The sequence below is a fragment of the Bradyrhizobium sp. HKCCYLS1011 genome, assembly GCF_051167795.1.
Taxonomy (GTDB): Bacteria; Pseudomonadota; Alphaproteobacteria; order Rhizobiales; family Xanthobacteraceae; genus Bradyrhizobium.
In genome coordinates this window covers 378509-392309 of record NZ_JBNPTT010000006.1, presented here as the reverse complement: position 1 = coordinate 392309, position 13801 = coordinate 378509, and the positions used below count along the sequence as shown (strand labels likewise).

Below are 13801 nucleotides of genomic sequence, written 5' to 3'. Positions count from 1 at the left end.
GCGCCTTTCGACCTGCCGGTCATGCAGCAGCAACGCTGCTTCGCTACTCTGACAAGTGCAAAACCGAACTGCTCATTGCGAAACGCCTTTTCGAGGTCCGTGCGGGCCAAGAACCATTAACTAGCGACATCGTATTTGCCCGTCATTGGGCTCTCACATTCCAAGGAGCCGCGCTCATGGATGTTCTCGATGTTTTCAGTCAAGATTCTGCGCACATCGCCAGCCACATCAGCGACGAACCTCCGGGAAGCAGTCGCGAAGACGAAATTACTCACCGGCGTTGGGCAAGGTGTGTTCTGGCCTTCTATCTCTGCCTGTTCTTGGGAGGCGCGACAGCGATAGCCATCCGTCAGATGGTGACGCCGCCAAGCGGCACAGAACAACATGCCTCCGTGCGCTCTGACGTGCTGTCAAAGCACTAGCGGTTCACGAGACGGCAAGAACCAGCTTTTCCATCCCGACTGATATTCATAGGAGTTCGACATGGCGATTGCAGGGTTCGTTCATTCGACATCTCCGGCGCAGGTCGCGCGGAACCATGACGGCTGGATCATTGCGGGATACGCTCTGCTCGCAGCTATCGCGCTTGCTGCGCTTTATGTTGCTTCCGGTGGTCCGGGAAACGACCCGGCCGCCCTCGCCACCATGGTGGCCATGCCTTGATTGGTAGCTGAGATGCGAGGCCTCCTGGTTCTCTTGCTTGCCGCTACGATGATATTGGCAGCCCGCGCGCAGCACCAAGAGGATTTTGTGCCGCGCCCGACCGAACCCATGCCGCACGTCAATGTGCCCTAGCATCCCGGGACTTCGGATCCACGGCACGTGCGCCGCGGATCAGCTTTGTAGATCGGGCGGAGCAAGCCGACCCACGCAAACCGTCTTCGACCTGGGTGCTCCCTGCCGTTCAACGCAGTGGCATCGAGGCAAGTTCGGTGGTCGATCTGCCTCAGCACCGCACTTGTCCTATGCCTTTATCTACCGTGATACCATGGCGACATGGGCCGAGCCTTCCATTGGAACCCCCGGAGGCGGTCGCGCATGAGTCGGCATGGAGAATCGGCTCATCGCGCTCCTGCCCCGGGAGCGATACTCCGTTGCGGTGCGATACCTGGGCACGCTCGTCATCGTGGGCGTTGCCACGCTGCTCCGTCTGTCGCTCGCCGAGGAGCTGCAACACTATCCCGTGCTCCTGTTCATTCCCGCCGTGTTCCTGTCGGCGCTGCTGTTCGACCGGGGCTCGGGATTTTTCGCGACAATCGTCAGCGCGCTGATTGCGATCTATCTGTTCATCGAACCGGCCGGCAGCTTCGACCTCGACATCCGCGAATTTGTGCCGCTGAGCATCTTCGTCGGTGTCGGGTTCGCCATCTCGGCTGTGATGGAGGCCTTGCGCCGGGCGATCGACAAATTGAGTCGCGCGGAAGCGCAGAAGAGCCTGCTGCTGGAAGAGCTCGGGCATCGGACCAAGAATGATCTCTTCATGGTCTCATCTGTCCTGAAGCTGCAGGCCAGGGCTCAGAAGGACCCTAAGATCAGAAGCGCGTTGGAAGCAGCGGTGGCGAGAGTGGCTGTCATCGCGCGCGCCCAAGAGCGGCTGCGCGGCGACAAGGACGGCGGCACCGTGGAGCTCGCCGGTTATCTCGAAGACCTTTGCCATACGCTCGGCGACATGCTGCGGAATGTGCGACCGATTGCGGTTGTCGTCAATTTAGCGCGCGTCGAGGTCAGTTCGTCGGATGCGGTTTCGATCGGCCTGATCGTCAACGAGCTCGTGACCAACGCCTTCAAATATGCCTTTCCCCAGGACCGGGGAGGCACGGTCAAGGTGACGTTGTCGCGTCACACGACCGGTCTCGAGCTGGTGGTGGAGGACGATGGCGTGGGTTGTCCTCCAGAGCCGTCTCAGGGCATGGGATCGCGTCTGGTGCGGCTCTTGGCGGCTCAGATGCAAGGTGAATTGAGACGTGATGCCGACCACGCGGGATGCAAGACCATCGTCAGCCTTCCGATCGAGAGATTGGCCTGACCGACTGTTGAAAACGGTATCCGGGGACTCAGGCCATGCACGTCGCTGCGCTCATGAACCGCCCACGCGGTGGCGAAGCCGCGAAATTCTCACCAAGCGGAAGCCTCAAAGGCTGCAGGTGACGCCTGTCGAATCCTGGTATGATCGCTGCTGCCACCCGGGAGGCGACCATGAGCGCCAAGTCTGAGACGTTCGTTTTGAATTCGGCCTTGGAAGAGGCCCTTGCGATCACCGGGCAAAAGCAGGGCAATATCCAGCTCGTCGACTGGCAGGCGGGGTGCCTGGAAATCGTTGCTCATCGCGGCTTCTCGATCCGGTTCTTGACTGCCTTTCAGCGTGTCAGAAGCTCTGATGGATGTGCCTGCGGACGCGCGCTGTTGCAGCGGCGCGCTGTCCTGGTCGAGAACGTCCACGAGGATCACCGCTTCCCGGCTCTGCGTGACGTTGGCGACCAAGATGGTTTTTCGTCGGTCCAATCCACCCCGCTCATCTCGTCGAGTGGAGCGCTGTTTGGCATGCTCTCGACCCATGGTGTGGCCAGGCCGATGGATGCACAGCTCGAGCGGATCGCAATACTGGCCCAGAGAACTGCGAATGAGCTGGTGCGGCTGAGAGCGCAGCGCTGACGCGGAACCCCGACGGACCGCATGTTCGCGTGCGCCCTCAGGCGCCCTGCTTCCTGCTGCCCTTCCCACCATGTGCATGGCCGTGATCATGATCATGCGAATGGTCGTGGGAATGAGAATGAGACTGCACGGCTTCGATCGGCATCATCACCACATGACCGTGGCGCACGCCGCGCTCGGCGATGACGTGATCGGCGAACGCCTTCACCTCGGTGCTCTTGCCCTTGAGCACGGTGACCTCGAGACAGCTTTCGTGGTCGATATGCACGTGCAAGGTCGCCTGCGCGAGCCCGGAATGATCATGTGCCTCCTGCGTCAGCCGCTTCGGCAATTCGCGCGCGGCGTGATCGTAGACATAGCTCAACGTCGCGATGCAGTTGCGGCTCTCGGTGCCCTCGCTGCCGGCACGCTCGAGCCCGCCGCGCAACAGGTCGCGAAAGGCTTCCGAGCGGTTCGCGTAGCCGCGCTGCGCCATGAAGTCGTCGACGTCGGCCAACAGGTCGTCGTCGATCGTGATGGTCAGGCGTTGCATGCAGGTCTCTCCCGGGCGGGCCTCTGGGGCAGCAGTATGATCTTTTCACATTGACATCATACCGGCGTCACCGTAGCGTTCTTTAACATTCGACAAGCGGGCGATCCAAGCGATCTCGCCGAGGGCTGTGCGAGGCCGGCGGCGAACGATGGCGCATGCCCGCATCGAACTGTGGGGCGTGTTGGGGAATGCGTTTACGTGGGTTGGGAGCCGGTCTGCTGACGCTGTCAGTCGCCCAGCAGATCGGGATGGCGTGCGCACAGAGCGCGGCGGAGCCGGTGAAACCGGTGGCGGCCGCAGCCACGCTGCCTGAAGTCAACGTGGACGCGCCTGCGCGCAGCAGCAAGCCGAAGCCCCAGATCAAGCGCCAGGCGCAGCGCCAGCCATCGACCGCGGCCCGTCACACCGCCGCCGCTCCGGCGCCGTCGCAGTCGGCAGCCGCTGCCTCCGGCGCACCGAATGTCGCCTCCGGCCCGTCGCTCGGCCAGAGCATGGCGAGCGAAGTCGCGATCTCGGGCGAGGAGATCAATGCGCGCCCCGCCACGCGGCCGGGCGAGGTGCTCGAGGCCGTGCCCGGCCTGATCGTGACGCAGCATTCCGGCGAGGGCAAAGCCAACCAATATTTTCTGCGCGGCTACAATCTCGACCACGGCACCGACCTCGCGCTCTATGTCGACGACGTGCCGGCCAACATGCGCACGCACGCGCATGGCCAGGGCTATGCGGACCTGAACTGGCTGATGCCGGAGACGATCGGCCGCCTCGACGTGCGCAAGGGCCCCTACTTCGCCGACGAAGGCGACTTCGCCTCGGCCGGCAGCGTCCATATCGGCCTGATCGACAGCGTGCCGAAGGCGATCGCGCAAGTCACCGCCGGCAGCTTCGATTATCGCCGCTTCTTCGCGATGGATTCGAGCAAGGTCGGCAACGGCAACCTGCTGATCGCCGGCGAAGCGGCACATTATGACGGGCCCTGGACCACGCCCGACGACATGCAGAAGCTCAACAGTCTGGTGCGCTACAGCCAGGGCACCGCGACCGACGGCCTCTCGATCACCGGCATGGCCTATGCCAACCGCTGGACCTCGACCGACCAGGTGCCGGAGCGCGCGATCACGTCGGGCCAGCTCGGCCGTTACGATTCGCTCGACCCGAGCGATGGCGGCAAGACCAACCGCTTCGCGCTCTCCGGCCGCATGGCCGGCACCGACGACGTGGGTTCGTGGAAGGCCAATGCCTATGTGGTGAAGAGCCAGCTCGATCTCTACAACGACTTCACCTATGTGCTGCGCGATCAGCAGGCCGGCGACCAGTTCCACCAGCATGACGACCGGCTGATGCTCGGCGCCAATGCCTCGCGCACGCTCGACGGCAGCCTCGCCGGCCTGCCGATGCAGACCACGTTCGGCGTGCAGACGCGCTATGACGACATCGCGCTGGCCCTGAGCTACACGGCGCAACGGGCGTTCCTCAGCAATGTCCGAAGCGACAAGGTCGGCGAGGGCTCGGTCGGCGTTTACGTCGAGAACTCGGTGAAATGGACCGACTGGCTGCGCACCACGGTCGGCTATCGCGGCGACTATTATCAGGCGCACGTCTATTCGCTGTTCGACGGCAATAATACCGGGGATGCCAGTGCCGGCATCGGCAGCCCGAAATTCCGCATGACCATCGGCCCGTTCAACAAGACCGAGTTCTTCCTCGGCGCCGGCTATGGCATGCACAGCAATGACGCCCGCGGCGCCACCACGACCGATGATCCGAACAATCCCGGAACCAGGCTCGACTCCTCGCCGCTGCTGGTCCGCACCAAGGGCGCGGAGGTCGGCCTGCGCACGCGGATCGTGCCAGGGCTCGATTCCTCGCTCAGTCTGTTCATGCTCAATCAGGATTCCGAGATCCTGTTCTCGGGCGATGCCGGCGACACCGAGGCGAGCCGGCCGAGCCGCCGCTACGGCTTCGAGCTGACCAATCATTATCGCCCGGCGTCCTGGATCGACATCGACGCCGACCTCGCCATGACCCATGCGCGCTTCGTCGGCTATGACAGCGGCCAGGCGGCGACCTATGCGTCGCTGGCGGGCTTTCCGGAAGCCCAGCTCGGCAACGCACCCGGCAACTACATCCCCAACGCGCCAGCGATGGTGGCGTCCGCCGGCATCACGCTGGGCGAAAAGACCGGCTGGTTTGGGGCCTTGCGCTGGCGCTATCTCGGTTCCACGCCGCTCACCGAGGACAATTATTTCCGCTCGACCGCAACCAGCATCTTCAACGGCCGCGTCGGCTTCCGCGACGCCAATGGCTGGCGCATCCAGCTCGACGTGCTGAATCTGTTGAACACCAAAGCCAACCAGATCGCCTACGGCTATGGCTCGCTGATTCCGACCGACCAGCTCTACAAGGAGTGCTATGTCACGCCGCCGGCAACGCCGGTGCCGACGCAAGTGTGCCAGAACGGCGTGATGGACCGCGTGCTGCATCCGGTCGAGCCGCTGACATTTCGGATCACGGTGGCCGGCACGTTCTGAAACGTGCTATTCTGCGCGCCCGCTCCCCAAGCCGGACGCAACTCATGTCCGACCGCACCTCGCATTGGCAGGCCGTCTACACCAGCAAGGCCGAGACTGAGGTCAGCTGGTATCAGGACAACCCGGCGACCTCGCTGCGCCTGATCCGCGACGCCAACGCCGCGCCGGCTTCGCGCCTCATCGATATCGGCGGCGGCGCTTCGCGGCTGGTTGATGCGCTTCTGGCTGCCGGCTATCGCGCGCTCACGGTGCTCGACATCTCCGCAGCGGCGCTCGAGGCGGCGCGGGCGCGGCTCGGCGCCGCCGGAGCGAAGGTCGAATGGATCACAGCTGACGTGACGACATGGATGCCGCAGCAGCGCTACGACATCTGGCACGACCGGGCGGCGTTTCACTTTCTCACCGAGGAGCGCGACCGCCGCGCCTATGTCGAGCGGATGCGCGAGGCCGTGGTCCCGGGCGGGCAGATCATCATCGGCACCTTCGCGCTCGATGGCCCTGAGAAATGCAGCGGCCTTTTGGTGCAGCGCTACGACGCGCAAAGTCTCGCCGACACGCTCGGCCCGTCGTTCGAGCTGCTCGACAGCTGCACTGAAGCCCATCGCACGCCATGGGATTCGGTTCAGCAGTTCCAGTTCAGCCGCTTCCGCCGCAGCTGAGTTGGCAACGCGCGACACCGCGCATGCGTCACGCGGTGCGCCACATCAGCTCCAGTTCCTCCAGTTCGGCAAGGTCGACAGCCTCGGCCGGAGCTTCATGGCGGGCGCATGACGCGCGCTGTGGACGCGCGCGCGGCGGCGTCCGCTCCAGCCGCTCGGCATCGGCCACGACACGTCGCGCGAGCTTCATCGTCCTGCAGATCAAGACAGCGCCGTCATCGGTCCCCACTGCGAAGCCCGCGCCAAGCGCCGTGATGCAATACCCTGCCATATGCGCCTCCAACCCCCGCGGCAACATCACCCCGCGCGCCTTGTTCCTGGCGACTGTGGCAGGTCTAGTGTCGGCCAAAGGCAGACCGCGGATCTGGTAAATGAGAGATTAACCAGCCTTCGAACGCATTGGATTTGCGCTGTCGCGCCAAGGCGATGCAGCACGGCGCGAGGCAGCGGTAGCATATGCTTCAGTCGTCCTCGGCCTCGTCCTCCTCGTTATTCCGCCCCCGCTTCGAGCGGGCCTCCTTGCGGCTCGGAATCGAACTCGTCAGATCGGGATCGCGCGCACCGTAGCCATAGCGGTGCTGCTGCGCGCGCGCGGCCACCACCTCGCCCGACACCGCCGCCGGCTGGCAGATCAGGCGGCGGCTGGCGCGGCGCATCAGATCAACGTGGATGTGATCGTAGTGATAGACATTGGAGCCCGGCGCCAGCACCGTGGTGAATTGCTGACAGGCGCCGGCCTCGACATCGCGCAGGAATCCCTGCTCTTCCGGCAGGCCGTGCCAGCCGTCCTTCACGGTGATGCGCCGGCCGTCGGCCAAGGTAAAGGCGGCGACGTCGAGCGCATTGCCGAACGCGTGCTCGGAGATGTGGGCGCTCGGATTGCCGTTCATGCCGCGGCAGGAATAGGCCGAGATCTGCTTGATCTCGACGACGCGCGCGCCGAACCAGCGCATCGCGGCGGTCTGCACGGACTCGGCGAGCCAGTGGTCAAGCGCCGAGACGATCGGGCACGCCAAGGTCGCGGTCGGCTTCACCGCGACTGGCCCCACCGCGCCGACGACATCGCCACGCGACGGCCCGAGCCGCGGCGCCTCGGGCTGCTGGCCATAGGGCCGCAGCGGCGCTCCCTGTGCCGGCGGATAGGCGCCCGGCGCGCTTTCCGGCGGCAGGTTGATGTCGTCCTCGCCCGGCTCCATCCCGGGTGGATTGAGCGACAGCGGTCCGCTCGCCGGCGCCGCGTAGGCCGGCTGCCGGGTGGTGTCATTGGGATAGCCGGCGGGCGGTGGATAGGACGACGGCGGGATAGACGCCTGCGGAGTGGGTGGCCGCGCCGGATAGGGTTGCGATGACGGATAAGATGACGACGGCTGATAGGGCGGCGGCGACGTGGCCGGCGGCTGGTTGATCGGCCAGCGTGGCTGATTGCCGATCGGCGCCGGCGGGCGCAAATCTTCGTCGGCAAAGCCGTAGGACGCCGTGCCCTCGCCGAGCGCGGCCACCTTCAGCGGATAATCCGCACCGCACATGCCGGGGCCGGTGATCGGCTCGATGCGCACGATCTCGGCGCTCTCCTTCACCGCACCGGATTTCAGGCAGGCGATCTCGGCCTCGGCCCGCCACGGCTCGCGCTCCTGGAAGAATCCACGGCCGCAACCCGCAAGCGAGACAAGGACGATGGAGCCGACGAGATACAAACGAACTCCGCGCGTCATGCCCAGAGATTTGCGGCAATTTGCTTAAAGACTTATCAATGCCGTGTGCTGATACCGCGCGACCGATCGCGCTACGGAACTGGCAGCGCGGCTGTCTTTTTTGCCGCCCCCGATCCGCTATGATCGTCAAATCGATTGCGAAATCGACGGGGAATCCTGGAGCCCTTGCCATGACCGTCGCCGGTCGGCTGAGTATGGTTGCCGCCTATCTCGCGTTTGCATTCGTCGGCGCCATTGTGCTCGGCCTGTTTTGAACAAGCAAAGTTGATCTCATTCTGCGCTGAACGCGTTCGCCGCGGCCTGTTCTGCGGCGGCCAGACCTGGAAGCGCGGCGGCTGAGCAGGCAGGTCCTTGATGCTAGGCCTTCATAAAGGCTCGGCCATCGGCCGGGCCCGATCGCATTCATCATGCATTCAGCCGTGCCCCGCTGAAATCGGCGCGTCGCCCTTCCCTCGCCGTCCCCAGCGGATTCATCGTGAACATCCTACGGCTTGCCTTCGCAACCTGGCTGCTTGGCGCCCTGCCGCTCGGCGCGCCCGCAAGCGCGGCGCCGTCGCTGTCATCGGCAGCCGCCACGACGCCATCGGCCGGCACACATGTGGCGCAGGCCCAGCCGACGCAACCGGCCACTCCGCCCGCATCGCCAGACAATGTCGCCGCCCCTGCGAGCACCGAGCCGATCGGCAATGTCGCTGCGCTGAGCGGCACCGTCACCGTGATCCGCAACAAGGATTCGCTGCCGCTGAAGCTGCGCGACGACATCTTCCTCAACGACGTCGTGCAGACCTCGGCGGCCTCCTCGCTCGGCATCACCTTCGACGACGGCACCACGTTTCATTTGTCGGCCAATGCCAGGATCACGATCGACAATTACGTCTATGAAGACGGCGGCAAACAAAATAGCGCGGTGTTCAATATCGGCCGCGGCACCGTCGCCTTCGTCGCGGCAGCGGTGGCGAAGACCGGGGACATGAAGATCGACACGCCGACCGCCACGCTCGGCATTCGCGGCACCACCGGCGTCGTCGACGTGCCCGACAACGCCTCGGCCGCGGCCGGCGCAACCAACAACGTCGCGATCAAGCTCTATCCCGATGCGGACGGACGCGTCGGGCATATCGAGGTCAACGACCGCAACGGTGCGCGGCTGGGCGCCCTGACGACGGCCTCAAGCGGCTTTTCGATTCGCCCGGGCGCCGTCGGCGCCCGCTTCGCCGCCGTTCCGATGGTGATCGCCGCCCGCGAGATCCAGCGTGACCAGGGCTTTGTGCGGCAGGTGCATACGACGCAAAGCGTCGGCCGGCAGATCGTCACCGAGCAGCGCGCCTTCCGCCGAGCCAATCCCGGCCTCGCGCCGAACCGCGGCACGCCGCAGGCACCGCAGCGGCCGAATACCGGCCCCGGCCAGAACAACAATCGTCCGGGCGCGCAGCCGCCCGCGACACCAAACAACCGGCAGGGCCAGCCGCAGCAGCCCGGCGCGCGTCCACCGCAGAACCAGCCGGAGCAGCCGAGCCGGCCGCAGCAGAACCAGCCGAATGACCGCCGCGGCGAGCGACAGAACAATCCGCAGGGACAGCCATCGCGGCAAGGCCAACCACAGCCGCCGGCGCTGCCGGGCCGACAAGGCCAACAGGGCCAGCCGCCGCAACCGACCACTGCGGCGCGACCCGCAGCGCCGCCAATCCAAGCGCCTCCAGCACAAACGCATCCCGGCGCCGGGGCGCGGCCTGCACCGCAGCTACAGCGGCCAGCCCAACCGCCGCGACCGGCGCCGCAGCGCAAGCGCCCAGCCCCCAAGCACGGGCGGCAGCCGGAGCCACGCTGACCCGCGTTAGGCGGCCTCCGATAGCGGCGCTAATCGATGTCGGGATCAGGCGACCTTCGCCGGACGCTCAGCCGTCGCGGCGGGCACAGCTGCGCGCAGCGGCAAGGACAGTCGGACCCGCAATCCCATGGGCTCGTTCGGCATCAGGGCGATGCTGCCGTCATGCTTCTTCAGGATCTCATGGGCAATCGAGAGCCCGAGACCGAAGCCGGTGCCGCTGGCAGAGCGCGCCTGGTCGAGCTTGACGAACGGCTCGAGCGCGCGCGACTGCAAGGCGGCAGGAATCCCCGGGCCATCATCGGCGATCTCGATGGCGATCGCACCATCCACTGACATTGCGAGGCTGACGACGACGCTGGTGCCGTGCTTCACGGCGTTTTCGACCACATTGGTCACCGCGCGCGCCAGCGCCCGCGGCCGGCATTCGTAAACCAGCCGCTCCGGTCCGTCGTAGGACACGACATAACCGACGTCGGAGAAATCGCAGCAGATGGTCTCGAGGAGGCTCGACAGCTCGATGCGCGACAGCTGCTCGGCTTTGGAATCATCGCGCAGGTAGTCCAGCGTCTCGTCCAGCATGCGGCTGACCTGATCGATGTCGCGCAGCATGGCGTTACGTAGCTCGAGCTGGCCGATGCGCTCGGAGCGCAGCCGGAGCCGGGTCAGCGGCGTGCGGAGATCGTGGCTGATCGCCGCCAGCATGCGGGTGCGGTCATCCAGCAGGTTGCGGATCCGCGCCCGCATCTCGTTCAGTGCCTCGCTGACCTGCACGATTTCGCGCGGGCCCCTCCCGGTCAGGCTCTCATGCTCATCCGGCGATCGGCCGAAGGCTGCAGCCGCGCGAGCAACAGCCGACAACGGCTGAATGATGGCGCGCGCCACATAGATCGACAACAGCAGCGCCATGAACACGATGATGATGAGAACCACCACGGTGGGCTTCAAGAGCAGCGGCCAGATGCTTGGGCGGGGAACGTCGTCGAAGACCAGCGCGCGCTCGGCATCGACCTGCACGATGATCTGCGTCGGCGGGCCGTCGGCATAGCGCACGCCGTTGAGCACGGTGATGTCGCGTTGCGCGGCAAGCTGCCGCCGCGCCAGCTGCGAGGTCCAGGGCGCATCCTTGTCGCCGCGCCTCGCCTGGGCGAGCGCAGCCAGCGGCACGATCTCGGCATTGAGGCCGGAACTGCGCGCCCCCGACAGCACGCCCTCGACGGCATTCGCATCCTTCGCTGCGCGCACGAAATGGGTGATGTCGATGACGCGCACCACACCATAGGCCGGGGATTCCTGCTCGTTCGGCGGATCGAAGAGGAGCATCAGAGCCGCGATCACCAGCGCGACGCCGAGCAGGACCGACAGGGAGGCAAGCGCGACGATCTGCGTGGTGATGCCGAACGGCAGCCGCAACCGTTTAATGTCCATCATCGATCGTCTCGACTCGTGGCGTGAAGACATAGCCGCCCAGGCGGACGGTCTTGATCATGGACCAGCTTTTCGCGCCCGGCTCGATCTTCTGCCGGATGCGGCTGATGTGAACATCGATGCTGCGCTCGACCGGCCCGGCCTGGCCGCCATGGGCGAGCTCGATCAGTTGCTCGCGCGACATCACGCGGCCGGAGTTACGGCAGAACGCGAGCAGGATGTCGAACTCAGCGCTGGTCAGCGTGATCTTGACGCCCTCGGGGTCGGCGAGCGAGCGCGTCGTAGGATCGATGCGCCAGCCGTCAAAACGCATGGGCGACAGCCGGCGCGTGCCCATCGCACCGGAATAGCCCTGGGCACGGCGCAGCAGCGCGCGAATCCGCGCCACCAGCTCACGCGGATTGAAGGGCTTGACGACATAATCGTCGGCGCCGAGCTCGAGTCCGAGAATGCGGTCGATGTCCTCACCCTTGGCGGTCACCATGATGATCGGAACGCCCGAGGTCTGGCGCAGCCTGCGGCAGATGCTCATGCCGTCCTCATCGGGCAGCATCAAGTCGAGCATGATCAGATCGAACGGCTCACGCTGCAGGAGGTCGTTCATCGCGGCGGCAGAGGCGACGAAGCGCGGTGAAAAACCGTGATCCTGCAGCACTTCGGTGATCAGGCTGGCGATCTCCCGATCGTCCTCGACGCAGAGGATGCGGGCATTGCCCGGCAGAGCCGCGTCAGTAGCAACGGTCGCATTGTGTGACGACATCATGGGCGCAACATGGTCGATTTCCGGCTGAAAGAACAGTGCCGAGCCGCGGCCAATGATGGCGAAATCAAGTTGAATTATTAACGCAGAAACATTTCTTGACAGATCTTAATCCGCGGCAATCCGCACTCCGCCTATAGCCTCATCAAACTGATAACAGGGATGTCTTCGCGGTCGGCCTGAATGATCGGCGCGGCATCCTTTGAGTGCAGGCGAATTCGTCGAACGTGAAGACTCCTCTCGTCCTCTTGTGCCTCGCCGGCCTGCCGCTCGCCGGCTGCGCCGTTGGTCCCGACTATGCGACTCCCGCGCTCAGGCTGCCCACGGCCTGGAGCAGCGATCACCATTCACGACCGAAGCCGCCGCAGCTGTCGCATTGGTGGCGCAATCTGAAGGACCCGTTGCTCGATGCGCTGATCGCGGAAGCCGTCGACGGCAATCTCGACGTCGCCGCGGCGAAGGCCCGCATCCGCGAGGCACGCGCGACGCGGCGTCAGGCGGTGGGCGCGCTGTTTCCGACCATCACAGGCTCCGGCACGGCGACCGAGAGCCGTACCGCGACGAGCGCGACCGGCGGCTTCGACGTCAGTCCGACCACCTACAGCCAGTACCAGGCCGGCTTCGATGCGAGCTGGGAGCTCGATCTGTTCGGCGCCAACAGGCGCGCGGTCGAAGCCGCGAGCTACGGCGTCGATGCCGCGGAAGATGATCTGCGCGCGACCCTGCTCACGCTGGTCGGCGATGTCGCCTCCTATTACATCGATGCCCGCGCCTACCAGGCGCGCGCAGCGCTTGCCCGCCGCACCGGCGCATCGCAGCGGCAGACGGCGGCCCTGACCGAGCGCAAGCTCGCCGCCGGCTCGGCCTCCGCGGTTGACAGCGAAAAGGCCAATGCGCTCGCGGCCTCTACCGAAGCTACGATCCCGACCTATGAAGCCTCCTATCAGCAGCAGGTGCATCGGCTGGGCGTGCTGCTCGGGCGCGATCCGGCCGCTCTCGCAGCGCGCATGGCCAAGGCGACCACCATTCCGGCGCCGCGGCTGCCTCTGCCCAAAGGCATCCCCGCCGACGTCCTGACGACGCGTCCCGACGTGCGCAAAGCCGAGCGGCAGCTCGCGCAATACACCGCCAAGATCGGCCAGGCCGAGGCCGCGCTCTATCCCGATGTCAGCCTGAGCGGATCGGTCTCGACCACGGCGCTGAAGCTCGGCGATCTCGGCAAGACCTCGACGATCGGCTGGTCGATCGGACCGAGCGTGAGCGTCCCGATCTTCAACGGCGGCAAGCTTGCTGCCGCGGTGGAGATCGCAGAATCGCAGCGCGACGAATATCACCTCGCCTGGCGCAGCGCGGTGTTGAGCGCGCTCGAAGACGTCGAGAACGCGATTGTGAATCTGGACCAGGAGCGGTTGCGGATTGGAAGCCTCGCCGATTCGGCCAAGCGCTATGGCGAGGCGGCGCGATTGTCGCGCGCGCTTTACGAGACCGGATCGAACACCTTCCTCGACGTGCTCGATGCCGAGCGCTCGCAATTCTCCGCCGAAGACAGCCTGCTGGCCAGCCGCGCCAACGTGGCAAAGTATTACGTCGCGCTCGCCAAGGCGCTCGGCGGCGGCTGGGACGGCGGAATCGACGTGAGCAAGCCGGAGGTGGTGGATACCGGGACGGGTCCGCACCTGGCGCAGAGCCGTTGAGAGTTTGATCG

At 65.5% G+C, this 13801-nt stretch carries 12 protein-coding genes; 7 read left to right on the top strand and 5 right to left on the bottom strand.

What is annotated here, in order from left to right:
* The first annotated feature begins 176 nt into the window (after nt 1–176).
* The 3 genes from ACQR1W_RS22295 to ACQR1W_RS22285 all read left to right on the top strand — a co-directional run bounded on the left by ACQR1W_RS22295 (nt 177) and on the right by ACQR1W_RS22285 (nt 2652).
* Nucleotides 177–422 carry a hypothetical protein gene (locus ACQR1W_RS22295; RefSeq protein WP_434852801.1) on the top strand — a complete coding sequence of 82 codons (246 nt, stop codon included), beginning with the start codon at nt 177–179 and terminating at the stop codon, nt 420–422.
* Between the two features lie 626 nt (nt 423–1048).
* Complete coding sequence (locus tag ACQR1W_RS22290; protein ID WP_434852800.1) at nt 1049–2026, top strand: sensor histidine kinase; 978 nt, start codon at nt 1049–1051, stop codon at nt 2024–2026.
* Between the two features lie 140 nt (nt 2027–2166).
* The gene (locus ACQR1W_RS22285) at nt 2167–2652 is read left to right on the top strand and encodes a GAF domain-containing protein (RefSeq protein WP_434852799.1); all 486 of its coding nucleotides are present in this window, start codon (nt 2167–2169) and stop codon (nt 2650–2652) included.
* Between the two features lie 37 nt (nt 2653–2689).
* Here ACQR1W_RS22285 and nikR read toward each other — a convergent pair whose 3' ends face one another.
* Nucleotides 2690–3184: a nickel-responsive transcriptional regulator NikR gene (gene nikR / locus ACQR1W_RS22280; RefSeq protein ID WP_434852798.1), complete on the bottom strand. Its 495-nt coding sequence runs from the start codon at nt 3182–3184 to the stop codon at nt 2690–2692.
* 248 nt (nt 3185–3432) lie between these two features.
* On the opposite strand from nikR, the gene ACQR1W_RS22275 reads away from it, so the two are divergent.
* A complete protein-coding gene (locus tag ACQR1W_RS22275; RefSeq protein ID WP_434852797.1) occupies nt 3433–5712 on the top strand; it encodes a TonB-dependent receptor in 2280 nt (759 codons plus the stop codon).
* Nucleotides 5713–5756: 44 nt separating this feature from the next.
* Nucleotides 5757–6371, top strand: coding sequence for a class I SAM-dependent methyltransferase (locus ACQR1W_RS22270; protein WP_434852796.1), 615 nt, complete (start codon nt 5757–5759; stop codon nt 6369–6371).
* A 28-nt stretch (nt 6372–6399) separates the two neighbouring features.
* Here ACQR1W_RS22270 and ACQR1W_RS22265 read toward each other — a convergent pair whose 3' ends face one another.
* Together ACQR1W_RS22265 and ACQR1W_RS22260 are read right to left on the bottom strand one after the other, a co-directional pair.
* The gene (locus ACQR1W_RS22265) at nt 6400–6642 is read right to left on the bottom strand and encodes a hypothetical protein (protein ID WP_434852795.1); all 243 of its coding nucleotides are present in this window, start codon (nt 6640–6642) and stop codon (nt 6400–6402) included.
* 190 nt (nt 6643–6832) lie between these two features.
* Complete coding sequence (locus ACQR1W_RS22260) at nt 6833–8083, bottom strand: extensin family protein (RefSeq protein WP_434852794.1); 1251 nt, start codon at nt 8081–8083, stop codon at nt 6833–6835.
* Nucleotides 8084–8558: 475 nt separating this feature from the next.
* On the opposite strand from ACQR1W_RS22260, the gene ACQR1W_RS22255 reads away from it, so the two are divergent.
* Nucleotides 8559–9911 carry a FecR domain-containing protein gene (locus ACQR1W_RS22255; RefSeq protein WP_434852793.1) on the top strand — a complete coding sequence of 451 codons (1353 nt, stop codon included), beginning with the start codon at nt 8559–8561 and terminating at the stop codon, nt 9909–9911.
* 45 nt (nt 9912–9956) lie between these two features.
* Here ACQR1W_RS22255 and ACQR1W_RS22250 read toward each other — a convergent pair whose 3' ends face one another.
* Nucleotides 9957–11339, bottom strand: a complete 1383-nt coding sequence (locus ACQR1W_RS22250) for an ATP-binding protein (protein ID WP_434852792.1) — start codon at nt 11337–11339, stop codon at nt 9957–9959.
* Nucleotides 11326–12099, bottom strand: coding sequence for a response regulator (locus tag ACQR1W_RS22245; protein ID WP_008970757.1), 774 nt, complete (start codon nt 12097–12099; stop codon nt 11326–11328). The genes ACQR1W_RS22250 and ACQR1W_RS22245 overlap by 14 nt, the downstream gene beginning before the upstream one ends.
* A 224-nt stretch (nt 12100–12323) precedes the next feature.
* On the opposite strand from ACQR1W_RS22245, the gene ACQR1W_RS22240 reads away from it, so the two are divergent.
* Nucleotides 12324–13790, top strand: a complete 1467-nt coding sequence (locus ACQR1W_RS22240) for an efflux transporter outer membrane subunit (protein ID WP_434852791.1) — start codon at nt 12324–12326, stop codon at nt 13788–13790.
* The last annotated feature ends 11 nt before the right edge of the window (nt 13791–13801 follow it).

What these genes read in the sequence shown, in the direction of transcription:
- ACQR1W_RS22295 (WP_434852801.1), top strand. Translation starts at nt 177, where the DNA reads ATGGATGTTCTCGATGTTTTCAGTCAAGATTCTGCGCACATCGCCAGC.
- ACQR1W_RS22290 (WP_434852800.1), top strand. Translation starts at nt 1,049, where the DNA reads ATGGAGAATCGGCTCATCGCGCTCCTGCCCCGGGAGCGATACTCCGTT.
- ACQR1W_RS22285 (WP_434852799.1), top strand. Translation starts at nt 2,167, where the DNA reads ATGATCGCTGCTGCCACCCGGGAGGCGACCATGAGCGCCAAGTCTGAG.
- nikR (WP_434852798.1), bottom strand. Translation starts at nt 3,184, where the DNA reads ATGCAACGCCTGACCATCACGATCGACGACGACCTGTTGGCCGACGTC.
- ACQR1W_RS22275 (WP_434852797.1), top strand. Translation starts at nt 3,433, where the DNA reads ATGGCGTGCGCACAGAGCGCGGCGGAGCCGGTGAAACCGGTGGCGGCC.
- ACQR1W_RS22270 (WP_434852796.1), top strand. Translation starts at nt 5,757, where the DNA reads ATGTCCGACCGCACCTCGCATTGGCAGGCCGTCTACACCAGCAAGGCC.
- ACQR1W_RS22265 (WP_434852795.1), bottom strand. Translation starts at nt 6,642, where the DNA reads ATGGCAGGGTATTGCATCACGGCGCTTGGCGCGGGCTTCGCAGTGGGG.
- ACQR1W_RS22260 (WP_434852794.1), bottom strand. Translation starts at nt 8,083, where the DNA reads ATGACGCGCGGAGTTCGTTTGTATCTCGTCGGCTCCATCGTCCTTGTC.
- ACQR1W_RS22250 (WP_434852792.1), bottom strand. Translation starts at nt 11,339, where the DNA reads ATGATGGACATTAAACGGTTGCGGCTGCCGTTCGGCATCACCACGCAG.
- ACQR1W_RS22245 (WP_008970757.1), bottom strand. Translation starts at nt 12,099, where the DNA reads ATGATGTCGTCACACAATGCGACCGTTGCTACTGACGCGGCTCTGCCG.